The 24,706-nt window shown below is 66.2% G+C and carries 23 protein-coding genes; 8 read left to right on the forward strand and 15 right to left on the reverse strand.

Going from position 1 to position 24,706, the window contains the following annotated elements:
* Positions 1-87: 87 nt before the first annotated feature.
* On the reverse strand, positions 88-2,583 hold the full coding sequence (locus AC4D6D_RS19240; protein ID WP_491328631.1) for a TonB-dependent receptor: 2,496 nt from the start codon (positions 2,581-2,583) through the stop codon (positions 88-90).
* A 150-nt stretch (positions 2,584-2,733) separates the two neighbouring features.
* On the opposite strand from AC4D6D_RS19240, the gene AC4D6D_RS19245 reads away from it, so the two are divergent.
* On the forward strand, positions 2,734-3,741 hold the full coding sequence (locus AC4D6D_RS19245; RefSeq protein ID WP_491328632.1) for an NADP-dependent oxidoreductase: 1,008 nt from the start codon (positions 2,734-2,736) through the stop codon (positions 3,739-3,741).
* A 42-nt stretch (positions 3,742-3,783) separates the two neighbouring features.
* Here AC4D6D_RS19245 and AC4D6D_RS19250 read toward each other — a convergent pair whose 3' ends face one another.
* The 3 genes from AC4D6D_RS19250 to AC4D6D_RS19260 all read right to left on the reverse strand — a co-directional run bounded on the left by AC4D6D_RS19250 (position 3,784) and on the right by AC4D6D_RS19260 (position 7,799).
* Positions 3,784-4,548 carry an SDR family NAD(P)-dependent oxidoreductase gene (locus AC4D6D_RS19250; protein ID WP_491328633.1) on the reverse strand — a complete coding sequence of 255 codons (765 nt, stop codon included), beginning with the start codon at positions 4,546-4,548 and terminating at the stop codon, positions 3,784-3,786.
* A 20-nt stretch (positions 4,549-4,568) separates the two neighbouring features.
* Positions 4,569-6,857, reverse strand: coding sequence for a TonB-dependent receptor (locus AC4D6D_RS19255; RefSeq protein ID WP_491328634.1), 2,289 nt, complete (start codon positions 6,855-6,857; stop codon positions 4,569-4,571).
* A 183-nt stretch (positions 6,858-7,040) separates the two neighbouring features.
* A complete protein-coding gene (locus AC4D6D_RS19260) occupies positions 7,041-7,799 on the reverse strand; it encodes an SDR family NAD(P)-dependent oxidoreductase (protein ID WP_491328635.1) in 759 nt (252 codons plus the stop codon).
* Positions 7,800-7,954: 155 nt separating this feature from the next.
* On the opposite strand from AC4D6D_RS19260, the gene AC4D6D_RS19265 reads away from it, so the two are divergent.
* The gene (locus tag AC4D6D_RS19265) at positions 7,955-8,758 is read left to right on the forward strand and encodes an SDR family oxidoreductase (protein WP_491328773.1); all 804 of its coding nucleotides are present in this window, start codon (positions 7,955-7,957) and stop codon (positions 8,756-8,758) included.
* 132 nt (positions 8,759-8,890) lie between these two features.
* Here AC4D6D_RS19265 and AC4D6D_RS19270 read toward each other — a convergent pair whose 3' ends face one another.
* A complete protein-coding gene (locus AC4D6D_RS19270) occupies positions 8,891-10,513 on the reverse strand; it encodes an AMP-binding protein (RefSeq protein WP_491328636.1) in 1,623 nt (540 codons plus the stop codon).
* 160 nt (positions 10,514-10,673) lie between these two features.
* Here AC4D6D_RS19270 and AC4D6D_RS19275 point away from each other — a divergent pair, with 160 nt between their 5' ends.
* Positions 10,674-11,834 (forward strand): aromatic ring-hydroxylating oxygenase subunit alpha, encoded by a 1,161-nt coding sequence (locus AC4D6D_RS19275; protein WP_491328774.1) that lies wholly within the window; start codon positions 10,674-10,676, stop codon positions 11,832-11,834.
* A gap of 8 nt (positions 11,835-11,842) precedes the next feature.
* Positions 11,843-12,637 carry a sugar phosphate isomerase/epimerase family protein gene (locus AC4D6D_RS19280; RefSeq protein ID WP_491328637.1) on the forward strand — a complete coding sequence of 265 codons (795 nt, stop codon included), beginning with the start codon at positions 11,843-11,845 and terminating at the stop codon, positions 12,635-12,637.
* Between the two features lie 7 nt (positions 12,638-12,644).
* On the opposite strand, the gene AC4D6D_RS19285 is transcribed toward AC4D6D_RS19280, so the two are convergent.
* The 7 genes from AC4D6D_RS19285 to AC4D6D_RS19315 form a co-directional block, all read right to left on the reverse strand.
* Positions 12,645-13,331 carry an SDR family oxidoreductase gene (locus tag AC4D6D_RS19285; protein WP_491328638.1) on the reverse strand — a complete coding sequence of 229 codons (687 nt, stop codon included), beginning with the start codon at positions 13,329-13,331 and terminating at the stop codon, positions 12,645-12,647.
* A gap of 106 nt (positions 13,332-13,437) precedes the next feature.
* Entirely contained in the window at positions 13,438-14,529 is a 1,092-nt protein-coding gene (locus AC4D6D_RS19290; protein ID WP_491328639.1) for an NAD(P)/FAD-dependent oxidoreductase, read from the reverse strand.
* Positions 14,523-15,233, reverse strand: coding sequence for a methyltransferase domain-containing protein (locus AC4D6D_RS19295; protein ID WP_491328640.1), 711 nt, complete (start codon positions 15,231-15,233; stop codon positions 14,523-14,525). The genes AC4D6D_RS19290 and AC4D6D_RS19295 overlap by 7 nt, the downstream gene beginning before the upstream one ends.
* Positions 15,234-15,238: 5 nt before the next feature.
* Positions 15,239-16,330: a type III polyketide synthase gene (locus tag AC4D6D_RS19300; RefSeq protein WP_491328641.1), complete on the reverse strand. Its 1,092-nt coding sequence runs from the start codon at positions 16,328-16,330 to the stop codon at positions 15,239-15,241.
* Complete coding sequence (locus AC4D6D_RS19305; protein ID WP_491328642.1) at positions 16,327-17,559, reverse strand: beta-ketoacyl-[acyl-carrier-protein] synthase family protein; 1,233 nt, start codon at positions 17,557-17,559, stop codon at positions 16,327-16,329. The genes AC4D6D_RS19300 and AC4D6D_RS19305 overlap by 4 nt, the downstream gene beginning before the upstream one ends.
* The gene (locus tag AC4D6D_RS19310) at positions 17,556-17,792 is read right to left on the reverse strand and encodes an acyl carrier protein (RefSeq protein ID WP_491328643.1); all 237 of its coding nucleotides are present in this window, start codon (positions 17,790-17,792) and stop codon (positions 17,556-17,558) included. The genes AC4D6D_RS19305 and AC4D6D_RS19310 overlap by 4 nt, the downstream gene beginning before the upstream one ends.
* A 20-nt stretch (positions 17,793-17,812) precedes the next feature.
* Positions 17,813-18,232: a cupredoxin domain-containing protein gene (locus tag AC4D6D_RS19315; RefSeq protein ID WP_491328644.1), complete on the reverse strand. Its 420-nt coding sequence runs from the start codon at positions 18,230-18,232 to the stop codon at positions 17,813-17,815.
* Positions 18,233-18,335: 103 nt separating this feature from the next.
* On the opposite strand from AC4D6D_RS19315, the gene AC4D6D_RS19320 reads away from it, so the two are divergent.
* Positions 18,336-18,722: a cupin domain-containing protein gene (locus tag AC4D6D_RS19320; protein ID WP_491328645.1), complete on the forward strand. Its 387-nt coding sequence runs from the start codon at positions 18,336-18,338 to the stop codon at positions 18,720-18,722.
* A gap of 97 nt (positions 18,723-18,819) precedes the next feature.
* On the opposite strand, the gene AC4D6D_RS19325 is transcribed toward AC4D6D_RS19320, so the two are convergent.
* A complete protein-coding gene (locus tag AC4D6D_RS19325; RefSeq protein ID WP_491328646.1) occupies positions 18,820-20,349 on the reverse strand; it encodes a DUF4139 domain-containing protein in 1,530 nt (509 codons plus the stop codon).
* Positions 20,349-21,770, reverse strand: coding sequence for a DUF4139 domain-containing protein (locus tag AC4D6D_RS19330; protein ID WP_491328647.1), 1,422 nt, complete (start codon positions 21,768-21,770; stop codon positions 20,349-20,351). Before AC4D6D_RS19330 ends, AC4D6D_RS19325 begins: the two co-directional genes overlap by 1 nt.
* 212 nt (positions 21,771-21,982) lie before the next feature.
* Here AC4D6D_RS19330 and AC4D6D_RS19335 point away from each other — a divergent pair, with 212 nt between their 5' ends.
* The 3 genes from AC4D6D_RS19335 to AC4D6D_RS19345 are packed head-to-tail and all read left to right on the forward strand — an operon-like array spanning position 21,983 to position 24,269.
* A complete protein-coding gene (locus tag AC4D6D_RS19335) occupies positions 21,983-22,540 on the forward strand; it encodes a nuclear transport factor 2 family protein (protein WP_491328648.1) in 558 nt (185 codons plus the stop codon).
* Positions 22,537-23,853, forward strand: coding sequence for an aromatic ring-hydroxylating oxygenase subunit alpha (locus AC4D6D_RS19340; RefSeq protein ID WP_465143872.1), 1,317 nt, complete (start codon positions 22,537-22,539; stop codon positions 23,851-23,853). The genes AC4D6D_RS19335 and AC4D6D_RS19340 overlap by 4 nt, the downstream gene beginning before the upstream one ends.
* Positions 23,850-24,269: a nuclear transport factor 2 family protein gene (locus tag AC4D6D_RS19345; protein ID WP_491328649.1), complete on the forward strand. Its 420-nt coding sequence runs from the start codon at positions 23,850-23,852 to the stop codon at positions 24,267-24,269. The genes AC4D6D_RS19340 and AC4D6D_RS19345 overlap by 4 nt, the downstream gene beginning before the upstream one ends.
* A 78-nt stretch (positions 24,270-24,347) precedes the next feature.
* Here AC4D6D_RS19345 and AC4D6D_RS19350 read toward each other — a convergent pair whose 3' ends face one another.
* Entirely contained in the window at positions 24,348-24,704 is a 357-nt protein-coding gene (locus AC4D6D_RS19350) for a putative quinol monooxygenase (protein WP_491328650.1), read from the reverse strand.
* Between the last annotated feature and the right edge of the window lie 2 nt (positions 24,705-24,706).

The following is a 24,706-nucleotide window of genomic DNA, read 5'->3' on the forward strand; positions in this document are numbered from 1 at the left end:
CGGGAGCAAGGACAAGGGAAGCTCCGGCAGAACGTAAAAAGAAGGGGCCGGTCTTCCTTCGAAGCGGCCCCTTCCTCACCGATAACCTCAGAACTTCTTGCTGACTTCGACCATGACCGTGCGCGGCAGGGTGCCGAAGCCGAGCTGGTCGGCGCGGATGCCGCCCGGCGTGCCGGTGCCGCTGCCGGTCGAGGGGCCGTCGACCACGCCGGTCACGTAGAAGCGGTTGGTCAGGTTCTTGCCGATCACGGCGAGCTGCCAGTTGTCGTCCTCGGCGCCGAAGCGCAGCCCGGCATCCAGCGTCACGTACTTGCCCTGGCGCGACAGCGGATTGCCGAAGGCCGAGGCGAGATAGCTGCCGGAATACCTGGCATCGACGTTGAGGCCCAGCTTCATCGTCTGCCCCACCGACATCTCGTAATTCACGCCGAGATTGCCGGTCCAGCGCGGCGCGACCGAGAGCGTCTGGCCGCCGAGGTCCTGACGGCTATTGCCGGCCAGATTGCAGCCTTCCGCCGGAGTCTGCCCGGCATAGCAGGGCGCCAGCGGGAAATCGGTATAGCGCGCCTTGTCGTAGTTGACCGAGCCGTGCAGGTCGAAGCCGGGGACGGCGTTGGGGGCGAACTGGAACTCGGCCTCGATGCCCTTGGTGCGGGCATCGGCGGTCAGGGTCTGGAACGCGAAGATCGGCGAGTTGAAGAAATCGACCTGCAGATTCTTGTACTTGTAGTTGAAGGCCGTGACGTTGAAGCGCAGCTGGCGGTTCAGCAGGGTGGACTTGAAGCCTACTTCGAAACCTTCCGCCTTCTCGGGATCGAAGGTCAGGTCGGCGGTCGGATCGGTCGAGAACTTTGAGTTGATGCCGCCGTTGGAGAATCCGCCGGACTTGTAGGCGGTCTTGTAGGCGCCGTAGACCATGAGGTCCTCGGTCGGCTTCCAGGTCAGCGTCGCTTCCGGGGACCAGTTGGTGAAGTGCTGGCGGGCCGTTACCACGCCAAGCCCGTCGGGGTCGAACTGGTCGCGGAAGATGGTGGTGACCAGCGGGTTGTTGTAGAACTGGGTGAAGTAGCTGTTCTTGGTCTCGTCCGAATAGCGCGCGCCGCCCGCCAGTTCGAGTGTCGGCAGGATCTTGTAGGTGATCTGCCCAAAGACGGCCATTGTCTCGCCCTTGGTGAAGCTGGTCTTGGCGGTGGCGACATGCTCAAGCCCGGCAGGCGCGGCGGAATTGGAAACGCCGCCGGTCAGCACGTATTGTTCGAAGTCGCGCCGGGTCTTCTGGTAGAGCATGCCCAGCATCATGTTGAACGGGCCGTCGAACTGGGTGAGCGCGCGGAATTCCTGGCTGAAAGCCTTCCATGAGGAGTTCTCGGTCGCCCAGTTGCTGCCCGGACCGCCTGCACTGTTGCTCGACTGGAAGTCGCAGGCACAGGCCCAGCGGTTGTTGTTCCACTGGTAGTTGGTGACCGACGACAATTGCAGCTGGTCGGCATCGTAGGTCACGTTGAGCGTTCCGCCTGCCGAGCGGTAGCGGTTGTAGAGTGCGCCGTTCTTCCTGGCGAAGGGGAAACCGGCGGCAACGTCGACCGGCATGTTGTTCTGGTGGGTGATGAAGTGCTTGCCGCAGGCATAGCCGTTGAGCTGCGAGGTGCTGCCGTCGCCGCAGGCGAAGGCGACGTAGTTCCACGAGGAGTTGTTGACCGTGTTGAAGTCCACGCTGCCCTTGAGGTTGACGGTGAGGCGGCTGGTCGGTTCCCATTTCAGCGTGCCGCGGGCGAGGAATTCCTCCTCGCCCGGCGCCTTGTGCGCGGCGGGCGCGGCGATATGCGAGGTGGGATCGCCGTTGCCGCCCGCGAGCACGCTGGCGGAATCCACTTCGGTATAGACGATGTCCTGGGCGACGTTGCGGTAGTAGCCGCCCTCCATCTTCGAATAGCGTGCGGCCAGGCGGATGCCGAGCGTTTCGGTCAGCGGCATCGAGGCATAGCCTTCGACACGCCATTGCTGGCTGCGGAACTCGTAACCGCCCTTGATCTGGAATTCCGGGGTGGGCGTGGGATCGGCGGTGGTGATGGAGATGACGCCGGCCGTCGCGTTCTTGCCGAAGAACAGCGCCTGCGGGCCTTTCAGCACTTCGACGCGGGCGAGGTCGAAGAAGCCTTCCTGGATCACGCGGCCCTGGCCGTAATAGGCGCCGTCCACGACGACCGCGACCGATTGTTCGATGCCGATCGAGGTCGAGGACGAGCCGATACCGCGCAGGGTGAGCTGCGCGCCGGAACCGTTGGAGGCGCGGCCGACGTTGAACTGCGGGGCGATCGCGGCGATCTTCTCGACGCTGGTGATGTCGCGCGAGGCGATCTGCTCGGCGGAAATCGCGGTGACGGCCACGGGCACGTCCTGCGCGGTTTCCTGCCGCTTGCGGGCGGTGACGATGATTTCCTTGATGCCGCCGGTCGCGGCCTCGTCCTGCTGGGGCTGTGCCTGGGGCAGCGGAGCCGCCGCTTCCTGCGCGGCTGCGGGGAGGGACAGGAGTGTCATCGTCAGCATGGTCGACGTGAGCAGAGCGGATTTCGAGAATCGCATTTCAAGGCCTCCCACATGTTTTCTTTATTCCCGCCTTGGTAGAACTTCGGGGGCGGGCGAGGGCCTGTGCAAACGGATAGCCCTAGCTGTTTGGTCAGGTGGCGAGGGGGGGCGGGCGGGTGACGTTGCGCGTTCACTGGGAGACTTCATTTGACCGGCAACCGTTTCTGGCGGCTCGACCGCCATCCCGAAGGCAATTCGGATTTTGGCCGTTTTCTCAGCCTTTGCGAGGAAGCCCCGGCACCGCTGGGCGAGGGCGAAGTGCGCATTGCCGCCGAGTGGCTCTCGATGGATGCGGGGACCCGCATGTGGATGAGCCCGCGCACCGATGGCTATCAGCCGCCCTTGCCGCTTGGCGCGAAGATGGTCGGGCTGGTGCTCGGCCGAGTCAGCGAGACGCGCGATCCGGCCTTTCCGGTCGGCACGCTGGTACGCGGTTTCGGGCAATGGGCGGAGCAGGCGGTGGTCGTGCCAGCATTGGCCGGGCTGGAGGCGGTGGACGAGAGCGTCGGCGATCCGCGCCAGCATTTCGGTGCGCTGGGGATGAACGCCTGGACCGCCTATGTCGGCGTTAAGGAAGTGGCGGCGGTGCGGCCCGGCGAGTGGCTGGCGGTCTCGGCGGCGGCGGGGGCAACGGGGAGTCTGGCCTGTCAGGTCGGGCGCAATCTCGGCGCGCGGGTCGTCGGTATCGCCGGGGGGGCGGAGAAGTGCCGCTACCTGCTTGAGGACCTCGGCGTGGACATGGCGATCGACTATCGCAGCGAGGATGTCGAAGCACGGCTGGCGGCTTGCGAGGGTGGGATCGGGGCCTTCTTCGACAATGTCGGCGGGCCGATCCTCGATGCGGTGCTGCCGAACATGGCGCATTACGGCCGCGTGGCGATCTGCGGCATGGTGGCGGGTTACGACAGCGACGCGCCGATGCCGGGACCGGCGCGCTTCGATCAGATCCTGATGCGGCGGCTGCGGGTGGAGGGGTTCTTCATCCCCGACTTCCTCGAACGCGGGGCGGAATTCCTGCCGCAATTGCGGGCATGGCTTGATGAAGGAAAGCTCGCGGTGCGTTTCGACGAGACGCAGGGGATCGAAAACGTGCTCGATGCTTACGAGCGGATGCTGACGGGGAAGAATATCGGCAAGGTGGTGGTGCGGGTCTGACCTGTTCGTCGTCCCGGATCGGATCCGGGACGACGTAGCCCTTCACATCGCCGTCACGCCGCCGTCCACCGTGAATTCCCCGCCGGTGATGTAGTTCGCCTCGTCGCTGGCGAGGAACAGGATCATGTTGGCGATGTCCAGCGGATTCCCCATGCGCTTCATCGGGATCGAGGCGACGATCTCCTTGAAGCCTTCCGGATTGTCGCTGCGGGCGACGTCCTGCATGGCGGTCTCGATCATACCGGGATGGACCGAGTTGCAGCGGATGCCCTCGGCCGCGCATTCCATTGCGACGACCTTGGAGAAGATTCGCACCCCGCCCTTGGCCGCGCCATAGGCTCCGCACATCGGCACGCCGACGAGGCCGCCGATCGACGAGAGATTGACGATCGACCCGCCGCCGCCGGTCTTGCGCATCAGTTCCACTGCCCGGCGGGTGCCGAGGAACACGCTGTCGAGGTTGACCTTGTTCTGCTTTTCCCAGTCGGCGAGCGACAGCGCGGTCAGCGGCTTGAGCACGGCGATACCGGCATTGTTCACCAGCACGTCGATCCGGCCGTGGCCTTTCTCGATCGCCTGGAACAGGTCTTCCCAGCCCGCTTCGCTGGTCACGTCCTGCGCCAGCGCCTCGGCCTGCCCGCCCGCTTCGCGGATCGCGGCGGCGACCTTTTCCGCGCCGCCCGCATCGAGATCGGTCAGGTAGACGACGGCGCCTTCCTCCGCGAAGCGCCGGGCGGTGGCAGCGCCGAGGCCGCGTTCGTTCCCGGCGCCGGTAACCAGCGTGATCTTGCCTTCCAGACGACCCATGCTTTTCAACCCTTCTCTATTTAGAATTTCACGCCGACCGTGGCGCCGTAAGTGCGCGGCTCGAGCGCCATGCCGAACGAGAACAGCCCGGCGACGGTAAAGGCATGCGTGGTCGTCTTCTCGTTGAGAAGGTTGCGACCGAACAGGCGCACGTAGGCTTCCTTGTCGCCGATATCGAAGTTCACCGTCAGGCTGGCATCGACGAGATCCTGCGTGGTGGTGCGCACGCGCGGATCGTTGCCGTTCACCACGACGCCGGTGACCGTGCCGGATGTATCCGTTTCGGGCGTAAGCGGCCCCAGCGAGATCTGCTCGTCATAGGGGCTGATATGGCGCCAGCCCGCCGTGGCCACGACTTTGCCGAAGCTGGTCGGCACGGTGTAGTCCGCATTGACCGAGCCGGTAAACTTGGGCGCATAGATCAAGCGGTTCGCCGAATAGTCGAACGGCACGATCTGGGTGTTGTAGACGCCGTCGGTCACGAAGTTGCGGAAGTGCGACTTCATGTAGGCCGAAGAGGCGGTGATCGTCAGCTGGGGCGTGATGCGCAGCGTGGCATCCATTTCGATGCCCTTGATGATCGCGCCGCCGGGCACGTTGCCGGTGATGGTCTGGTTGCCGAGCGGACCGCCGGGGACGGTCAGGTTCTGCTGCATGTCCTTGTAGTCGGAGATGTAGCCGGCGAGATTGATTTCCAGCTTCTTGTTGAACGCAGCGAGCTTGGCGCCGATTTCGTAGGCGTCGACGGTCTCGGGCTGGAACGGCGTGCTGGCGGTCAGGGCCGTGGCGGCACGCGGGCTGAAGCCGCCCGAGCGGTAACCGCGCGACCAGCTGGCATAGAGCATCACGTCGTTATTCGGGCGATAGTCGATGCCGACCTTGGGCGTGAACTTGGTGAAATTCGCATCGCCCGAACCGATCAGCCCGGCTTGGGCGAAGCTGTTGGTCAGCTTCTTGTTGTCATGCGACCAGCGGCCACCGAACGAGAGGCGCCACTTGTCGGCAAAGGCCCAGTTGAAGTCTCCGAAGAAGGCGTAACTGGTGGTCTTGCCCAGATTGGTCTGCGGATTCTGGTCGAATTCCATCGGCGGAACCGAAGGATCGAAGCCGAAGAAGCGCGTCCACTGGGTCAGATCGTACTTCGAGTGGAAATAATAGGCGCCCACCACGTAGTCGAACCCGGTGAACAGGTTTCCGGCGGCGCGCAGTTCCTGGCTCCACTGCGTATACTTCTGGCGGCGGTCGACATAGTAGAGATCGCTCGACGAACCGTCGAAGTCCTGCGTCTGCTTTTCCTTGCTGTGGCGCCAGCCGGTGATGGAACTGAGCTTTATCCCGCCCAGATCGTAGTTCATCTGCAAGGTGGCATTCGGCGCGCGGTACTTGCTGCGCGCGGGCAGCGTGAACACCGTGTAGAGATCGGTGGTGTTGTTGCGGTTGCACTCGTTTGCGGGGATCAACCCGCAGAACGCCTCGGTGCTGTTGGTGAGGTTACTGACGACCGGCTCGAAGCTCTGGACCACGTTCTCGACGCTGAGCTGGGCGTCGAAACCGCTGCCGGTCGGTTCGAACAGGACACTGGCGCCGTAGCTGTCGCCCTTGCTGCCGCCCGCGCGGGTATTGCGGATGGCGTTGTGGTAGAAGCCGTCGGACTCGTTGTGGAAGTACCAGCCCTTGATGCCCCAGGTCTCGCCGTCGCCGTAGTTGACGATGGCCTTGCCCGCCCAGGTGTTCCAGCGGCCGTAGGTGAACTCGGCCTTCACGCCGGGTTCCATGGTCGGCTTGGTGCGGGTGATGTTGATCACGCCGCCGATCGTATTGGCGCCGAACAGCGTGCCTTGCGGTCCGCGCAGAACTTCGATCTGGGCGATGTCGAAGGCGTCCTGGAGCTGGCCGGTATTGGTGCCGATGGTCACGCCGTCGACCACGACGCCCACGGTCGGTGTCTGCGACTTTTCGATATCGGCATAAGTCAGGCCGCGGATCGAGATGTTCGCGGCCTGCGCGCCCGAATTCTGCTGGGTGATGAGCAGGCCCGGCGCCGTGCCTTGCAGGTCGCCGATGTTCACGGAGGCCTTGTTCTCCAGCATCGCCGCGTTGACGGCGGTGATGGCGACCGGTGTGGATTGCAGCGTTTCCGAACGTCTGCGGGCGGTGACGATGATTTCCGTATTATCGATCGTGGCCTGTTGCGGTGCCGGCGCCGGTATCGGCGCTTCGCTTTGCGCATTGGCCGGAGAAATGATGCAAGTGAGCGCGCTTGTCGAAAGTGCGACAAACAACGCTCCGCGACGATGTGCGGATGCCATGGTTTCCTCCCTCTCCCCGACTATTCGTGTAGCCGACTTTACTGCATCACTATGCTACGAATTCGAGTGATACCCGAACTGACAATTTGCACAGGTGCTGGCGGGTTGTTGCGCAGATTGGCGTCAATAAAAAAGGCGGCGGCCCCTGAGGACCGCCGCCAACTCCATGCCGGAGGGTGAGCTTCAGAACTGCACGCGCTTGGTGTAGCCGCCGTCCACCACCACATTGGTGCCGGTGGTGTAGGAAGAGGCTGCGCTGGCCAGGAACACGATCGTGCGGGCCACTTCTTCCGGGCCGCCCCAGCGGCCGAGCGCGAAGGCGGCCTCGGTCGCCTGATAGAGTTCGGGCATGGCCTGCCCGATCGCTTCCCAGTTGCCGCCGGGGAACTTGATCGGGCCGGGTGACACGCAGTTCACGCGGATGCCTTGTGGCCCGACCATCTGGCTGAGCTGGCCCGAATAGGCGATCAGCGCCGCTTTCATGGCGTTGAAGGCCTGGGGGACGATGAAAGTCTCGGTGCCCGCCGTGGAGGCCATGATGACGATCGCGCCGGACCCGGATTTTTCGAGGTAAGGCTGCAAGGTCTCGCAGCCCAGCACCGTGCCCTTGATGTCGGCGGCGAAGCAGGCTTCCCAGTCGCCGGTCGCGCCGGAGCCGGAGGCGCTGGCGCCGGGAACGAAGACGTCGCAGCCGCCCAGCCTGTCGGCGGCGGATTTCAGCCATTCCACGTAAGCGCCGTGGTCCAGCATGTCGAGCGCCTCGCCGATCACGATGCCGCCGTGGCGCGCCAGCGACTCCACGGTTTCGGCTACTTGTTCGGCATTGCGCGAGAAGAAGGCGACGTCGCAGCCTTCCGCGGCGAAGATCTCCAGCGCGGCGCGGCCGATGCCGCGACTGCCCCCGGTGAGAATGACTTTCCTGCCCTTCAGTCCAAGATCCATGGCTGCCTGTTCCTCTGCCTTCGCGCGTTGCTTTTCGGGTGGGTTGTCGCCGCTTGGCGGGTTGGGGGCCACTCCTATTTTGGTCAGGAACGGCGCATCCGTCCGCGTGGTAGGCCCAGGAGATAAACCGGGGCTGATAAAGACGGGAGAAGATGATGGGACGACTGCAAGGCAAGCGCGCCGTGATTCTGGGCGCCAGCAGCGCGGACAACATGGGCCAGCACATCGCCCGGCGCTTTCTGGCCGAAGGCGCGCGCGTGCTGGTATCGGGGCGCAAGGAGGCGGTTCTGGCCGACTTCGCCGCGCAAGAGGGCTGCGAATGGGCGCCTTGCGACCTTACCGACGAAGGCAGCGTAGAGGCTCTGGCCGAAGCGGGCGCGGCGAAACTGGGCGGCATCGACATCGCTCTCAATGCCACCGGGTGGGGACTGCTGAAACCGTTCCTCGACACCACGCACGAGGACGTGATGGCGATGACGATGCTGCAGTACGTCGGCCCGTTTCACTTCTTCCAGGCGATGCTGCGCCGCATGGCGCGAAGCGGGGGCGGGCAGGGCGGCTCGATCATCCAGATCAGTTCGGCCACGGCAACGATCATGCTGGACGATCACGCCGCCTACATGGGCACCAAGGCGGGAACGGACCATGTGATCCGCTGCGTGGCGAATGAATTCGGGTGCGAGGGGGTACGGGCGAACTCGATCTCCCCAGGACTGACCGATACGCCGATGACGGCCGATGCGAAGCAGGTGCCGGGGTTGTTCGACGCGTTCCTGGCGGGCTACCCGCTGGGCCGGATCGGCACCTCGGACGATATCGCCGCCGCCGCCGTCTGGCTGGCCAGCGACGAATGCTTCATGACCGGCGAGAACCTGCAAGTGAACGGCGGCCTGACCTTGCGGCGCAATCCGATGAAGAGCGAGATCGACGCGGCGGTTGCATCCTCATCCCGGACTTGATCCGGGATCGCCGGCAAAACTTCAGGTGCGTGCGCGCGGTATCGACGCCCTGCCGAAAGGTGGCTGCTCGCGGCCAGCGGTCCCAGCTTTCGCTGGGATGACGTTATTGCTATGGACGCCCTTTCCGGATTTTCACGGAACCAGCAAGGCCCGCACATCCTCGCGCAGCAGGTCCTTGCGGACTTTGCCGGAGGCGGTGCGGGGGAAGTCCTCCCGGAACTCGAAACGTTCCGGGACTTTCTGCCTGGCCAGTCCGCTTGCGGCGACATGGGCGGCGAGGTCTTCGCCTGACACCGCCTCGACCGCGATCACATAGGCGCAGACGCCTTCGCCCAATCGCGCATGGGGCATGGCGACCACGGCTGCCTCCCGCACCAGCGGATGGCCGTGGAGCACGTCCTCGATCTCCTTGGCGGAGATGTTCTCGCCGCCCCGGATGATGAGGTCCTTCTTGCGGCCGGTCACGGTGATGGCCCCTTCGGCCGAGCGTACGCCAAGGTCTCCGGTACGGAAGAAGCCGTCCGCCGTGATCGCCTCGCGCGTTTGCGCTTCATCGGCATAGCCCAGCAACATGCCCGGCCCGCGCGCGAGAATCTCGCCTTCCCCGCCTTGGGGCAGGTCGCGGTCCTCGCCGTCGACGATCCGGACATTGTAATCGACCACTTTGCCGTCGGTCTCGGCGGCAAGCGCCTCGTCGCGGGGCCAGCCGAAAGTCACCAGCGGCACCTCGGATGCGCCGAAGACGCGGAAGGCGCGGCAATGGGCGAAGGCGGCATTGGCGGCGGGGATCAGGTCCGCCGGCACCGCCGCGCCGCCGCAGGCGAAGAAGCGGAACGTGGGCAGTGGATTGCCCGCCGCGCGTGCCGCTGCCGCCAATTCCACCAGAAAGGGCGTGGCGGCGACCGTGCCGACCAGCGCGTGCCGGTCGATCAAAGCAAGCGCCTCGGCGGCGTTCCAGCTTTCCATCAGCACGGTGCGGGTGCCGCAGACGAAGGGCGCCTCCAGACCGTTGGCATAGCCCGAGACGTGGGTGACGGGCGAGGGCATCAGCGTCGCCTCCCCTGGCGCGAGGCCCCAGTGCGCGGCACTTTCGCGCAGGATGCGGGCGATGGAGACATGGCTGTGCAGCACGCCCTTGGGCCTGCCGGTCGTGCCCGAGGTGTAGAGCACCATCTTCACGCCCAGCGGATCGACGGCGGGGCGGGCGAAAGGACGGCCGCGTCCTTCCGCGACCAGCGCGGCGTAATCGTCGTCACCGTTTCCGCGAACGGTGAAGACATGCCGCAAGTCGGGCAGGTCGGCAGCGATCCGTGCGGCCATCGCGGCATAGTCGAACTTGCGGAAAGTGGCAGGCACGAACAGCGCGGCGGCGCGGCAATCGGCCAGCATCTGCGCCACTTCCCGGTCGCGGTAGATCGGCACGATGGGATTGACCACCAGCCCGGACATCGCGGCGGCCAGATTGATGACCATCGCCTCCCGCCAGTTGGGCACCTGAAAGGCCAGCACGTCGCCGGGCCGCAGCCCGCGCGCGTGGAGCGCGGCCGAAAGCGCTTCGGCTTCGGCCAGCGCCCCGGCGCGGGTCATGGTGACTTCGCCGTCGATCAGCGCCACGAAATCGGGACCGGCTTCGGCCAGCGCCTGTGCCTGCTGCGCGATCGTTCGCTCGTCCCACAGGCCGGTTCCGGCATAGGCGGCAAGGTGCGGTGGCGGCGTTTTCAGCCACGCCCAGGGGGGATCGTTCCTCTCCATCATCGCCGATGACTGCCCTTGCCGAAGGTCGCGGCCAACTGGCCAAAGTGCCAAGCCACGGTATGCACCTATCACCTTGCGCAGGTTGCCGCCATCGGTCCACGGGCACAGGATCGCAGGCGATAACGATGCGGGAGAGGACCGAGTGGACCGCGTGCAGCACATGGGCGACGTCGCCGAGATCATGCTCGACTACGTCGAGAACAGGAAGACTTTCCAGACCGAGCGGACGTTCAAGGTCCCTACCGCAAGCTATACCGACAGGGACCAGTTCAATGCCGAGATGGAGCTGGTGTTCAAGCGCGTGCCGCTGATGCTGGCCTTCACCGCGGAAATGCCGAACCCTGGCGATTACAAGGCGATGGAGGCCGTGGGCCTTCCCGTGCTGATTACGCGCGACAAGCAGGGGCAGGCCCGTGCCTTCCTCAATGTCTGCTCGCATCGCGGCGCGCCGGTTGCGGCCGAGGGGCATGGCAATTGCTCCCGTTTCACCTGTAAATACCACGCCTGGACGTATGCGACGGATGGCCGCCTGCTGGGTATTTCGGAGGCGAGCACGTTCGGACAAGTGGACAAAGCCGAGATGGGCTTGCGCCAGCTTCCCTGCGAGGAGCGTGCGGGGATGATCTTCGTCTGCCTGACGCCCAATGCGCCGATCGATCTCGACCATCATTTTCGCGGGTTTCTGGAGGATTTCGAGGCGCTGGACTTCGCAGACTGGACCTATCTGGGCAACCGCACGATCGAGGGCGCGAACTGGAAGATCGCCTTCGACGGCTATCTCGAAGGCTATCACTTCCAGTCGCTCCATCCGGAGACGATCTTCCCGCGCACGCCGTCCAACTGCACGCATTACGAGGGGTTCGGCCCGAACATCCGCATCGGTTTTCCGCAGCACTCGATCGCCGAGCAGTTGAAGGACGTGCCGCGCGAGAAATGGGGGCTTCAGGAGAATTACGGCTACGATTTCGTGCGCATCTTCTTCCCCAACGTCTCGATCTTCATCGCGCCGGAAATCACCCAGGTCGCCCAGTTGTTCCCGGGACCCACGCCCGACCGCAACCGTACCGTGCTGAACTACCTGCGCCGCGATCCCGTCCGCGACGAGGCAGACCGCGAGAAGGCGGAAGCGGCGATGAACTTTTTCCGCGACGTGACCTATCAGGAGGATTACGTCATCGGGCTGGAGATCCAGAAAGGCCTCGAATCCGGGGCGCATGACGAGCTAACCTTCGGTCGCAACGAAAGGGGCAACCAGTACTTCCACGAATGGCTGAACTGGTACTTGCAGGACGACGCCTCGCTCCCCGAACCGCAGATGTAGGGCGGACCATGGCGCACAGACTTTCGCTCGCCTCGGGCGTGCTGCCCGAGTTCGGCGCGGTGGATGTGGTGGAGGCCGGGGCGGCGACGGGTTTCGACGCGGTCGGCCTCTGGATCGACCCGGCGGAATGGACCGCGCAGCACACCCGCGATACCCGCGCGGCGCTGGTGCGCACCGGGATACCCGTGCTCGATGTGGAAGTGGTGTGGATCAAGCCCGATTCCGCGTTCGACGACCACCGCAAGGTGATCGACGTGGGGGCGGACCTCGGCGCGGGAAATGTCCTGTGCGTCTCCTCCGACCCCGATCATGGCGCTACGGCGGCGAAGTTCGCCGCGCTCTGCCGCCATGCCGAGGGTTCGGGCATGCGCGTGGCGCTGGAATTCGGTATTTTCACCGAGGTGAAGAACCTGGGGCAGGCGCTGGGGGTGATCGGACAGGTGGATCATCCGCTGGCGGCAGTGCTGGTCGATCCGATCCATGTCGACCGCTCGGGTACGCGCCTGGCGGAGATCGCCGCCATCGACCCCGCATTGCTGCCTTACGCCCAGTTCTGCGATGCGCGCGCGGAGCGACCGGACCCCGCCGACTTCGCCGCCGTGATCGCCGATGCGGTGGACTTGCGCGAGCAGTGCGGAGAGGGAGCGCTGCCCCTGGCTGCCTTGCTGGAAGCGCTGCCGCGCGACGTGCCGCTGTCCATCGAACTGCGCTCCGCCGCGCTGCGCGAGGCATTCGCCCATCCGGTGTTACGCGCCAAGGCGGTGCTGGATGCCACGCGCGGCTGGCTGGAAAGGCTCGCCTAGGCTTACCCTACCAGACGTGGGGCTCGCCGTTCCACTTGTAGAACCCGCCCGACATGTCCGGAGTCAGCCCGTCTGTCAGAGCAGCGATGCCTGCGGCGCTTTCCTGCGGGGTGAGATCGGCCTGAGCGCCGCCCATGTCGGTCTGGACCCAGCCCGGATGCACGCTGATCGCGATGATGCCCCGGTCCTTCGTGCCGAGCGCGACGGAAAGCATGAGCCGGTGCAGGGCCGCCTTCGAAGCCGAATAGACTTCATAGCCCGGATAAGGCCATGTCGAGGCCCCCACCTGGCTGCCGAAGCTGACGACTTTCGCGCCGGACCTCAGGCGCGGCAGGAAGGCCTGGAACACGCGCATCGGGCCGTTGACGTTGATGTTGAACACATCGAGCCAGTCCGCGAAGTCGGCGCTTTCCAGTTCCGAAGCCGTGTTGCCGGAAACGCCCGCGACATTGTAGAGCACATCGATCGCGGCCGTGCCGGTGTCCGCCGCGCCCGCCTTGACCGAGGCATCGTCGGCGACGTCCATGGCGTGGAGCGTCACCAGCCCGTCCGAGCCGTCGGCGATGGCCTTCAGCGCCCCGGCACTCTCCGGGTTGCGCAGGAGCGCGAAGACGCGGTCTCTCTTGGCCAAATGCAGCTTGACGAGTTCGAGCGCGATACCGCGTCCTGCTCCGGTGATTGCCACGTTCGCCATCGGTGTTCCTTCTCCATGCCTTGCGGGTTGCATGTCTACAGACATGTACAAGCCCTTGGCCAGCAAGCCTAGCAAACGCGCGTTGCGGCCGGACCTGCCACTTCGGTCAGGCTGGTTCTTCGGTTCGGGGCAGCCGCGTGGCCGCCGCCAGACGGCCCAGCAGCGACGGCCACAACCCGAGCAGTCCAAGCGCCAGCGGCAGCACCGGCAGACCGGTGCCGTGATGGAGCAGCATGGCCTTGCGCACTTGCCCACTGATTGCGCGGTGGAGCAGGCGGGTATAGTCGGCTGGTGCGAGGCCCGAACGGAAGCAATCGACCGCCAGCGCCGCGCTGCGCAGGGCTATGGCCATGCCGTCCCCGGTGAGCGGCGCGGTAAGCGCGGCCTGGTCGCCGAGGCGGAACAGGTTCTTGCGATCGTCCCTCGGGCGATGGACGTAGCCATAGGGCAGGCCCGCAATGGAGGCCGGGCGGTCCAGCAATTCGCGGGCGCCGTCCAGCCGCCGCGCGACGTGATCGTCGCGCGCGAGGTTTTCCAGCAAGCCGGTCCAGGACCCGCAGAAGCGCTCGCGCCGCACCAGCACGCAGAAGTTCATGACCCGTGCCGCCACGCGCTGGATGCCGAGATAGCCGCCGTCGAACAGCACGAGTTCTACGGCGGAACCGAGTTCCTCGTCCTGGCCCGCCGAGATGCGCCAGTGCATCTTGAAGCAGAGATGTCCGCCCCGCTCCCTGGCATCCGGCCGGGCGGCGCCTCGCAAGTCGTGCTTGCCGGTGGCGAGGAACACCGTTTCCGTCTGGAAAAGGCCTTCGCCGGTCCGGATGCCATGATCCTCGATGCCAGTGACCCGCAAGCCGCGCCGGACCGTGGCTCCGGCAGCGGCGGCGGCATCGAGCAGGGCCTCGTCCAGCACTTCCCGGCTGATCCCCAGCGCGGTGAAGGGCAGGCGGGATTCCACGCTTTTCCGCCCGTTGACGATCCGCACCCGGTCGATCGGCACGGCGCCCAGCCGCAGCGGCTCGAAGGCCATGTCGCGAAGATCGCGTTGGGCTTCCACCGAGAGGAATTCGCCGCAGACCTTGTGGTGGGCCGCGGCCTGCCGCTCGAAGAGGTGGGCGGCGATCCCGGTGCGGGCCAGCCGGAGCGCGGCGGAAGCCCCGGCGAGACCGCCGCCCAGTACCGCCACCGGTTCTACCACTTCGTCCGCTCCACACAGTAGCGGAACGGGAAGCGCCAATGCACGTGTGCGGCACGGAGAAGGTCGGCCCGGCCGAGCAGGACGTGCCAGTCGTCGCGGCGAAAGGCGCGGGCGATTGAAAGCGGGCCGTCGTGGCGCACGAAAGGGTGCCAGCGCATGGCCGCCGACAGCAGCGAGAAGCCGTGATAGGCGAAGCGATGGCGGTGCAGGTCGTTGACGAACCAGCCGAGCGCGGCCCTGCGCTCCATCCATTGCAGGAAGTCCACGATCCCGGCGTTGGACATGTGGTGTGTGACCAGCGAACTCACCACGAGATCGACCGGCTCGTCCGGGGCCATCGCGAAGGCATCGCCGGTGCGGTAGTCGATCTCCAGTTCCGGCGGCGTGAGGCGGCGGGCGACAGGGGCGCTGCGGGGATTGATGTCGAAGCCGATGAGCCGCACCGCCCGGCCCCGTTTCCTTGCCCGGTGGGCGAGCGCGCGGAGCATGTCGCCCGCACCGAAGCCGACATCGACCACGGTGAGCCTCCGCTCCGGCGGCGTTGCAGCGAAGGCGCGGTCCAGAAAGGCCATGGTGGGCGGTCTCGCCAGCGTGAGGGTGTTCACTTTCGCGAGATCCTCGATGCAGGCGGCGAATTCCTGCGGGGTTACGGCGTCGCCGTCCATCCATTCCGGTTCTTGGGAGCGGCGGCGGAAGTCGGGCATCGCGGCTAGACCAGCCTGAAGCGGAAGGTCTCCGCCGCGAGGCCGGGGCCGAAAGCCATGGCCATGCCGTTCCGGCACTCTATCCCCGCATGTTCCTCGATCATCGCCGCCAGCACGAACATCAGCGTGGCGGAAGACATGTTGCCGAAGCGGCGCAGCACTTCGCGCGAGGGGTGCAGTGCCTCGGCGGGCAGGTCCAGCGCGCGGTCCACCGCGTCGAGGATCGTGCGGCCTCCGGCATGGACCGCCCAGAGATCGTAGTCCGCCGGAGACAGGCCGCGAAAGATCCCCCGGTCGTCGTTTCGGCTGGCTTCGGCGCGCAGGGCTTGGGCGATGAGGCTCGGCACCTGACCGTCCAGGTGCATGTCGAAGCCCTGGTCGCCGATCCGCCAGGTGATCGCCTCGCCCGAGCCGGATATGGCGGCGGCGCGGAAATCGGTGAGCGCGATGCCCCTCGGCTCGGCGGTAACGAGCGCGGCGGCGGCGCCGTCTCCGAACAGCAGCATCGACAGCAGCTTCTCCAGATCCTGCGTACGCTGGAAGTGGATCGTGCAGAGTTCGAGATTGACCACCAGGACCCGCGCGTCCGGTTCGGAGCGGACCATGTGGTGGGCAAGGCGCAGGGCATTGACCGCCGCATAACAGCCCATGAAGCCGACGACGGTCCGCTCGACGCCGGGGTCGAGTCCGGCCTCGGCCACCAGAATCTGGTCCAGCCCCGGCGCGACGAAACCGGTGCAGGAGGCGAGGACGAGGTGGGTCACGCCTTCGGCGGCGATGTCGGGGCTGAGGGCGCGGACCGCTTGCAGAGCGAGGGCCGGGGCGTCGCGCTCGTAGCGGGCCATGCGCGCGGCGGTCGAGGGCCAGTCGCCCAGCCCGTAGAAGCGGTCGCGATCGGTGATGCGGCCGTCCGGCAGCACTTCCGGTTCGATGAAGGAGAAGCGCCGCTCGATCCCCGAGCGCGCCACCATGCGGTCGAACAGGCGGGCATGGGCGGGGTCTTGTAGCGACGCGCGCACGAAGGCGACGAAGGCGTCGTGGACCTGATGCGGCGGTACTGCCGTGCCGATCGCGTTGATGTGCGCGGTTGCGGTCACGGCGCGATCCTGCCCACGAGCACGGCGTTGAGACCGCCGAACGCGAAGCTGTTGGAGACCAGCACCCGGTGGTCGATCGGCTCGGGCCTGAGCGCCAGGGGCAGCTCGCATTCCGGATCGGGGCCGAGATGGTTCAGCACCGGCGGCGCCACGCCGCGCGCAAGGGCTTCCATGCCGATGACGAACTCCATGGCGGCGGTCGCGCCGATCAGGTGGCCGTGGGCCGACTTGGTGGCGATCACCGTATGGCCGGACAAGGCCGGGCCATAGACCGCGTGCAGCGCGGCGGCCTCGACCGGATCGTTGATCCGGGTGCCGGTGCCGTGGGTGGAGATCAGCGCCGGTTCCTCGGGCGCGAGCCTTGCGTCTTCGTGGGCCATGCGGATGGCGGCGGTGATGCCGTGGAGATCGGGGGTGGTCATGTCGGCGGCGTCGCTGCTGCTGCCGTAGCCCGCCAGTTCGCCGAGCACTTTCGCCCCGCGCGCCCTTGCATGGTCCTCGCTTTCCAGCACGACCATCGCCGCGCCTTCGCCCAGCACCATGCCCTTGCGTCCCTGCGAGAAGGGGCGGCAGGTATCCTCGGCCATGACCCCCACCGAGTTCCACGCCACCCACGACCCCAGCGTCAGGCAGGCCTCGCTGCCGCCCGCCAGCGCCACGTCCACCCGTCCGGAGCGGATCATGTGCATCGCCTCGCCCAAGGCATGGGCGGAGGAGGCGCAGGCGCTGGAGATCACGAAGGTTGGGCCGTGGCAGCCGAGCAACAGGGCGAGATGGCTGGCCGGGGCGGAAATCATCGAGGAGGGGATCGTCTGGGGATGCACTTTCGCCAGTTCGCGGGCGTAGAGGCGCTCGAAAGCCTGATCGATCGTCGCATTGCCGCCGCTGCCGCAGCCGACGAGGATCGCGGTGCGGCGCTCCAGCGAGGCGTGGCCGCGCAGACCGGCGGTTTCGACGGCTTCCAGTCCGGCCGTCAGCGCATAAAGCGAAAGCGGGTCGAGCAGGCCCATCGGCCGCAGGTCCTCGGCGGCGAGCGCGGCCCGGCAGGCTTCGGCATCGACCCAGGCGGCGGGGCCGTCGATGCGCCGCGCGGGGTGGTCGGACGGCGCCTCGCGCAACAGCGGGCGGATGGCGCCTTCGCCTGCGGCGAGCCTTCGCCATGTTTCCGCAAGGCCGATCCCCAGGCCGCTGACGCAGCCGAAGCCGGTCAGGACGACCTTTCGGCTCATGAAGGCGCCAGTTGCCGGACGAGGTTCACGAATTCGGCGATTGTCGAGGCGGGGTTCAACTGATCGGGATCGATCGCCACGCCGAACTTGTCCTCTATGGCGAACAGTGTGCTGGCCACGTCGAGCGAGCCGATGTCGAGTTGTTCGAACGTCGCATCCGGGCGCAGGGCGGCTGCATCGAGGCCGGATTCTTCCGCTATCACCTCCAATATCGCATCCGTGGAGACCGTCATGCCGTGCGTTTCCCCCTGTTTCAGTGAACCTTGATGCTGCCGGTCATGCCCAGTGCGGCATGGCCGAAATGGGTGCAGACCAGCTTGTAGTCGCCCGCTGCCGGAACGAGATGGATCGAGACCTGCTGCTTGCCGGAAAGCGCGATCTGTCCTCCGGCCACAAGGGCGGCGTCCTGCGGCGCGATCGTGGCGGCGGCGAAGAATTCCGGCGCGGTGAAGTCGTGACCGCCAGTGGCGGTATCGTCCAGCACCAGCACGACCGGTTTTCCGGCGACGAGCGCGATGTCCTGGGGTGTGAAGCGGAAGTTGGACAATGTCACGGTGACGGTCTGCGCATCCGCGAAATCCGTGGCGGTCGAAGCGAGATGCGGCTCTATCGGGTGGGTCGCGGCGCAGGCGGACAGAAGCGTGATCGAAGCCAGGGCAAGCAATGCCTTCATGACGATCCTCCACCATGGCCGAATGGTCGGCAGGAACCGACGATATCACGCCGCATCAACGGCGTACATGGAATTGCGCGGTACGAAGGGCGGATCATCCGGAATGGCTGCAACGCGTTCCGCGCGTTGTCAGGTTTGGGGGAGCGCGCTAGACCTCTCGCCGGATATGACCGATGTGCTCAGCCTCCTGCCGCTCCTCGCCGGCCCGCTCGACGGCGAGCGCTTCGACGATCTGCTGGTTCGTCCGGGCGTGCGGATCGAGCGGATCGAGTCGCATGGCCACACGACGCCGCCGGACCGGCCTTATGTGCAGGACTGGGACGAGTGGGTTCTGGTGCTGGCGGGCGAGGCGGAACTGTATCTGGACGGCGCGGGCCTGCGTCGGCTGGGGACCGGGGAGGCGCTGCTCATTCCGGCAGGGACCGCGCACCGGGTAACTTATACCGCCGACCCGACGATCTGGCTGGCAATCCATCTCGGCGAGTCCTGAGGCTGCTGCTTTGGCGCGGGGCCTTCGACAAGCTCAGCTGAGCGGGGTTGTTGGCTTCGGTTGCCGTCTATCCTGAGCTTGTCGAAGGATCGTAGGATCAGAACCGATAGCGCAGTTCGGCAGTGCCGCCAGGCGGCAATGTCACGGACCAGGTGGCCACGCCGTCCACGCGCTGCAGAGCCTCGCCGTCCGCCCTGATCTCCTGACCGGCGGAACCGATCGGCACGTCGATGGCGGCGGGGAAAGGATTGGCGTTGGTCACGCTCAGCGCGGCTTCCTTTTGCGACAGCGGGTGCTGCGAAACGAGGACCTGGGTGCTGGTTCCGGCCGAGAGGCGGAACGTCTCGCCCTCGGCACGGTCGGCGAGGGTGCCGAGACCCAGCAACTGTCTGCCGCCTTCGGGCCCGGCGGCATAGAGCGCGGTGCTGCCGGACGGCAGCGCGAGGCCCAGCCCCGCCTTGCTCTCGTTGCGCAGGACGAGCACGACGGCGCTGGGTGCATTGTCGAGCTGCTGGCCGGGATAGACCGCGCGCCGATAGCGCCGCTCGAAGGGAACGGCGGTTTTCGCGAGCAGGGCGACCTGTTTCTGGCCGCGCGGGTTTACCGTCACGCGCTCGGGCACGCGATAGAGCTTGAGATCGCCGAGGTCTTCCGGCGGTGGGGGAGGGGGCGCCGGTGCCGCAGCGGGCGCAGGCATCGCCATCATCATGGGCGGTGGCGCGCGCAAGACCCGATTGCCGGTCAGCAGGATCTCGGCAGCGGCAGCGACCTCGTGCCGTTGCAGGTCCGAAGTCGTGGTCCCCAGTGGGTAGCAGTTCAGGCGAAGTTGCGAGACCGCTGCGCGCATGCCTGGCGTGGCGATCCGGTTGAGCCGTCCGGCCACGGCATTGACTTCGGCCTCGGCGAAGACTTCCGGATTGCCGTTGGCCAGGGTCAGCCAGGCGAAGAGATCGAGCGAGCGGCCGTCGGGAGCCTGCGTGGCGACATAGCTGGCCCGCCAGTCGAAGCCGGAGGCGATATAGCTCAGGCGCACGGTGACGGTGCGCGCCGCCGGGCTTTCGGTGACGACACTGAGCACCGGCTTGCTCGACAGCCTGGCGGGTACGCCCCCGAAGCGGAGCTTCTCGGGCAGGCCGGAGCAGCGCAGGGTCTCGAACCCGGTCTTCGTCTGGAGAACGACGCCTGACGACGGCCCGGCGACGATGGTTGCCTCTTCGCTGATTGTGCGGCCGGTGGCCTTGTCGGTTCGCGTCACCGTGACCTGACGGCCCAGCGTGCCGTCTACCAGCGAGGCGGGCGAGAGCAGGCGGGCGTCGCGGTTCTTCTCGATCGTGCCGCCGGGCAGGCCCTCGATCACGGCGCTGACGGGGATGATCCCCTCCGCCACGCCTTCGAAGCGCAGCACGGCGCGGCCGTGCGGCAGGCGGATCTTGCGGGTCTCCGTCACCATCGCGAAGCCGCCGAGATAGCGCAGGTTCAGCGGCCCCCGGCCATAAGGCGCGCGGTAGACGGTGAGCGCCACCTCGTCCGGCGACGGCGACGTGACGAGACGCTCGTCTCCGGCGGCACCGACGGGGCCGGGGAGCAGCGCGGCCAGCAAAGCCGTCAGGCAGAGCCGCCGCAGCATCAGTAGCGCGTGTCGAAGGTGGCGGTGACGACCGCCTCTCCATTGGCCGGGACCGGCACCTGCCAGACCGCCGAACCGGCGTCGCGCCGCTCGCTCTTGCGGTTTTCCTCGGTCACGCGGGTATCGGTCCAGTCGAGGCCGCCCTGCACCAGTTCGACGGTGACGGCGCGGCTGCGCGCATTGGTCAGGCGGTAGCGCATCTGGGTACGCCAGCGCTGGTCGCCGAGCTTGGTGCGGGCGACGACGGTGGGCTGCACTTTCACATCGAAGGCATCGCCGGTCGGCAGGGCGATACCCGAACCTTGCGGGGTGTGCTCGATGCGGTTCTCGCCGGTGAACTGCGGCTGGCCGCGCGCGTCGCGGATATAGACGCGCACGGTGCCTGCCGGAAGCGCGTCGCCCAGCCCGGCGGCGCCGGAATTGGCGAAACGCAGTACGCTCTGGGCGCTGCGGCTGTCGCCGGAACTGCCGAGCCAGCCGTTCTCGAAGCGATAGCCGGTGCTGGCCGCCACGCCCTTGGCGTCGAGGAAACTGACCTGCTTGGTCTGCTTGTCGGCGATCGTGGTGCGTTCGGCGAGGGGGTAGAGGTAGAAGTCGCCAAGTTGCTCGCGACCCGCGGTCTCGGTGCCCGGCGCCATGCGCGTGCCTCGACGCGGACTGGGCATGTAGGAGTTGCCGTCGTCGGCGCTGCCCACGTCCCCGGCGACGAGCACGGTGCGGGCATTGGTGAAGGTCGTGCCGCTGGTATTGGTCAGGGTGATCCAGCCCTGCACGTCCAGCTTGTCGCTCTTGTCGTCGAACAGGGCGACATAGTCCGCGCTCCAGCCGAGGCCGCTGCTGAGGTAGGAAAGCGTCGCCGGGCGCGTGCCCGCGCGGGTGCTGGCCAGCGTGACCGAAAGGGTTGGGCGCGCGCGCAGCGATTCCGGCACTCTGTCGAACACCGCGCGGACCGGCAACCCGTCGTCGCGCAGCACTTCGATGCGGCCGCCGATATCCAGCACGACGCCGCCGTTCACCGCCAGCACTTTCGCCCTTTCACGGGTCTCCGCGCCGGTGGCGGGATTGGTGCGGATAAGCGTGATCGTCTCTCCCACCGCCTTTTCCATCAGGCTGGAAGGGCTGAGCAGGTCGAAATCGAAATTCTGCTCGACGATGGCGGCATCGGGAACGGTGAGCGAGACCGTTTCGGGCCGGATGCGGGCGCTGACGTCGGGAAAGCTCTGGCGCACGCGGCCATTGGCCAGATCGAGTTGCCGGACATCCTGCACGAGGGCGACGTCGTTGTTGTAGATCGTGACGGAGAGATCGCCCTGTGCGCTCGGCGCCGTGGGGGAGATCGGCGTTTCCTGCGCGCTCGCGACAACCGGCATCGCACTTAGGGAAACCGCCAGAGCCAGACAGCCCACGAGAATCTTCCGCATCGCATTCCCCTCTGCCAGAATCCTGCCTTCATGCCCGTCGCGGCGCGGTCGATCAACGTACACTTGCTGTAAGTTTTTACGAAAACGGCGCTTTTGGCGTCTGGATCTTGCGTCCTAGCCTTAGTCGCAGGTGAGATCGCGGGCGGGGGCGTACCATAAGAGTCCGATAACAGCAGGCCGGTCTTCGAGGACCGGCGGCGGAGAGGCAGGACATGGGCGAGCCGCAAGCGGCGACAGATTTCGATATCGCGGCCGAACTGCGCGATCTGGCGGCGCGGCGCGACATCGCCGAGGCCGCGCATCGCTACATGCGCGGGCTGGACCGGCTCGATCCCGCGCTCCAGCGCCGGGCCTTCCACGACGATGCCGTGGTCGATTGCGGCCTGATGAAGGGCACGGCGGACGAATTCGTCGCTTTCTGTCAGAATTTCCTCGGCGCGATGGCCGCGACGCATCACCTGCTCGGCCAGCATCAAATCGAGATTTCCGGAGATACCGCGCGCGGCGAGGCCTATTTCCAGGCCTGGCACGGCGTGACCGACGAGGCGGGCGGGGTGCGGGACCTGTTCATCGCCGGGCGTTACCTCGACGAATATGCCTGCCGGGACGGCGAGTGGCGCATCACCTCGCGCCTGCTCGTGACCGATTGGGTCAAGGACGATCCCGGCTCGCTCGATTTCTTTGCCGCCAATCCCGGCGTCGTGCGCGGCGGTCGACTTGGTGCGGACCCCAGCGATATCCAAGCCCAACAGGCAGGAGCAAGACGATGAACCTCCAGAGCAAGGTTTCCCGCTACTCGCAGGAATTCGATCCGCCGGTGCGCGGCGACCCGATCACGGCGGATCGTTACATTTCGAAGGAGTGGATGGCGGGCGAGATGAAGAACCTCTGGCCCAAGGTCTGGCACCTGGGCGGGGTGCTGGCCGACCTGGAGGAGCCGGGCGACGTGATCCGGCACAATTTCGCCAAGGAATCGGTCATCATGGTGCGGCAGGAGGACGATTCCATCCGCGCCTTCTACAATTCCTGTCCGCACCGCGGGAACCGGCTGATCCTGGCCGACGTGACCAGCGTGCCGCGCATCACATGCGGCTATCACAACTGGACTTACGACCTGGACGGCACGCTCATCAAGGTGCAGGACCCGGACGATTTCGAGGGCGGCAACCCCTGCGGCAAAGTCCACCTGTCGGAATTGCGCTGCGAGACCTGGGGGCCGTTCGTGTTCTGGTGCATGGACGACGACGTCGCCCCGCTGCATGAATGGCTCTCGCCCTTCCCGGAACGCCTGGCCGGTTACGGCATCGACAACTGGGTGCGGGTGCTCAACCTCTCGGCGGACTGCGAATTCAACTGGAAGATCATCCGCGACAATTTCAACGAGAGCTACCACCTGCCGACGATCCATCCGGAACTGGCGACTTTCATCAACGACGGTCTGCCGGATACCCTGTTCGAGATGTACCCCTCGGGTCACAACTCGATGTGGATGAAGGGCCATCAGGCCACCACCCGTGTCGATTATCACACGACCGAAGTGCCTGCCCCGCTCGACCAGATCGCGCGGGCCTGGGGCATCGATCCGGCCGATTATGCGGGCCACACCGGCGACCTTCGCGCAGCGGTGATCGAGGCCAAGCGGCGGCTGGGGCCGGAGCGGGGCTTCGCCAACTACGCGGAGATGAGCGATCAGCAACTGGTGGACTATTTCCACTGCACGCTGTTTCCCAACCTCACCTTGACGATGAGTCCGGAGCAGTTGCAGGTCCTGCGCACCGAACCGCACCCGACCGATCCCGAGAAGTGCGTATTCCAGCACTGGTGCCTCTATCCTCCGATCGCGGGCATGCGCGAGGTGGAAACGCCGCTCGGCACCGTGCCGCTGCGTCACGATGCCATTGCCCGGCACTCGGTCTATGGCGACGGCGTTTCGGTGGGCTTCGTGGCGGATCAGGACCTGTCGATCGGCACCAGCCAGCAACAGGGCCTCAATTCGCGCGGGTTCAAGGGCTGCATCCTGCCGGGTCAGGAAAAGCGGGTGCAGCGGTTCCATGAGCTGCTCAACGACAAGGTACTGGGGTGAATTCCTGCCCCGTCGAGGATCGACTGGCGATCGAGGACCTGCTGGTGGCCTATGCCCATGGGCTGGACGGTCTCCACGATGTCGACGGGCTGCTCGCGCTCTTCGTGGAGGATGCGGTCTTCGACCTTTCCGGCATCGGGTTTGCGAAGCTGGAGGGCCACGCCGAGATCCGCCGCTTCTTCGAGGATACGTTCGCGGCGATGGCCGCGCAGGCGCATTACCTGAGCAACTTCGCAATCACCGCCTATGCGGGCGATCGGGCTTCGATCCGCGCCTATGTGACGGGAATGGCCCGGTACAAGGCGGGGGGCGGGGTGACGGTTCACGGGCGCTATTACTTCGATGTCGTGCGGACGGCGGTGGGCTGGAAGGCCGCGCGCTATACGATGGACTTTCTCCTTCCGCCGGAAGCGTGAGGGGGGCGCTTTCCTGCCACTACACCTCGTCACCCCCGCCTTCGCGGGGATGACGAGGCGTTTAGGGGAGGGTGAGCGTTACAGCGTCACCCCGAAAATCTCCCGCCGCGCCTGACCCTGCTCGTCATAGACCGGCTCGATCCCGGCGACGGAATAGACCTGCACCGCGAAGCCGGTCAGTTCGTAGCGGCCAAGATGATCGCGCATCGCCGCATAGGAGGAATGCGCAAAGTGGCTGAGCAGATCGCGTTCGCTGTCCCATTCCTCGTAGACATGGATCACGCCGGGATCGAGCGGATCGACCGCCCAGTTGTAGGCGGTGCAGCCCCGTTCCTCCCGGCTGGAGGCGATGTGTGCGGCGCCGCCCCGGATGATTTCGGAGCATAGGGCATCGTCTCCGGCAAAGCGGAGCGTTCCCGCCACGATGATGCGCATCG

This window comes from Novosphingobium sp. BF6 (assembly GCF_058273105.1).

What these genes read in the sequence shown, in the direction of transcription:
- AC4D6D_RS19240 (WP_491328631.1), bottom strand. Translation starts at nt 2,583, where the DNA reads ATGCGATTCTCGAAATCCGCTCTGCTCACGTCGACCATGCTGACGATG.
- AC4D6D_RS19250 (WP_491328633.1), bottom strand. Translation starts at nt 4,548, where the DNA reads ATGGGTCGTCTGGAAGGCAAGATCACGCTGGTTACCGGCGCCGGGAAC.
- AC4D6D_RS19255 (WP_491328634.1), bottom strand. Translation starts at nt 6,857, where the DNA reads ATGGCATCCGCACATCGTCGCGGAGCGTTGTTTGTCGCACTTTCGACA.
- AC4D6D_RS19260 (WP_491328635.1), bottom strand. Translation starts at nt 7,799, where the DNA reads ATGGATCTTGGACTGAAGGGCAGGAAAGTCATTCTCACCGGGGGCAGT.
- AC4D6D_RS19265 (WP_491328773.1), top strand. Translation starts at nt 7,955, where the DNA reads ATGGGACGACTGCAAGGCAAGCGCGCCGTGATTCTGGGCGCCAGCAGC.
- AC4D6D_RS19270 (WP_491328636.1), bottom strand. Translation starts at nt 10,513, where the DNA reads ATGATGGAGAGGAACGATCCCCCCTGGGCGTGGCTGAAAACGCCGCCA.
- AC4D6D_RS19275 (WP_491328774.1), top strand. Translation starts at nt 10,674, where the DNA reads ATGGGCGACGTCGCCGAGATCATGCTCGACTACGTCGAGAACAGGAAG.
- AC4D6D_RS19280 (WP_491328637.1), top strand. Translation starts at nt 11,843, where the DNA reads ATGGCGCACAGACTTTCGCTCGCCTCGGGCGTGCTGCCCGAGTTCGGC.
- AC4D6D_RS19285 (WP_491328638.1), bottom strand. Translation starts at nt 13,331, where the DNA reads ATGGCGAACGTGGCAATCACCGGAGCAGGACGCGGTATCGCGCTCGAA.
- AC4D6D_RS19295 (WP_491328640.1), bottom strand. Translation starts at nt 15,233, where the DNA reads ATGCCCGACTTCCGCCGCCGCTCCCAAGAACCGGAATGGATGGACGGC.
- AC4D6D_RS19305 (WP_491328642.1), bottom strand. Translation starts at nt 17,559, where the DNA reads ATGAGCCGAAAGGTCGTCCTGACCGGCTTCGGCTGCGTCAGCGGCCTG.
- AC4D6D_RS19310 (WP_491328643.1), bottom strand. Translation starts at nt 17,792, where the DNA reads ATGACGGTCTCCACGGATGCGATATTGGAGGTGATAGCGGAAGAATCC.
- AC4D6D_RS19315 (WP_491328644.1), bottom strand. Translation starts at nt 18,232, where the DNA reads ATGAAGGCATTGCTTGCCCTGGCTTCGATCACGCTTCTGTCCGCCTGC.
- AC4D6D_RS19320 (WP_491328645.1), top strand. Translation starts at nt 18,336, where the DNA reads ATGGCTGCAACGCGTTCCGCGCGTTGTCAGGTTTGGGGGAGCGCGCTA.
- AC4D6D_RS19325 (WP_491328646.1), bottom strand. Translation starts at nt 20,349, where the DNA reads ATGCTGCGGCGGCTCTGCCTGACGGCTTTGCTGGCCGCGCTGCTCCCC.
- AC4D6D_RS19330 (WP_491328647.1), bottom strand. Translation starts at nt 21,770, where the DNA reads ATGCGGAAGATTCTCGTGGGCTGTCTGGCTCTGGCGGTTTCCCTAAGT.
- AC4D6D_RS19335 (WP_491328648.1), top strand. Translation starts at nt 21,983, where the DNA reads ATGGGCGAGCCGCAAGCGGCGACAGATTTCGATATCGCGGCCGAACTG.
- AC4D6D_RS19340 (WP_465143872.1), top strand. Translation starts at nt 22,537, where the DNA reads ATGAACCTCCAGAGCAAGGTTTCCCGCTACTCGCAGGAATTCGATCCG.
- AC4D6D_RS19350 (WP_491328650.1), bottom strand. Translation starts at nt 24,704, where the DNA reads ATGCGCATCATCGTGGCGGGAACGCTCCGCTTTGCCGGAGACGATGCC.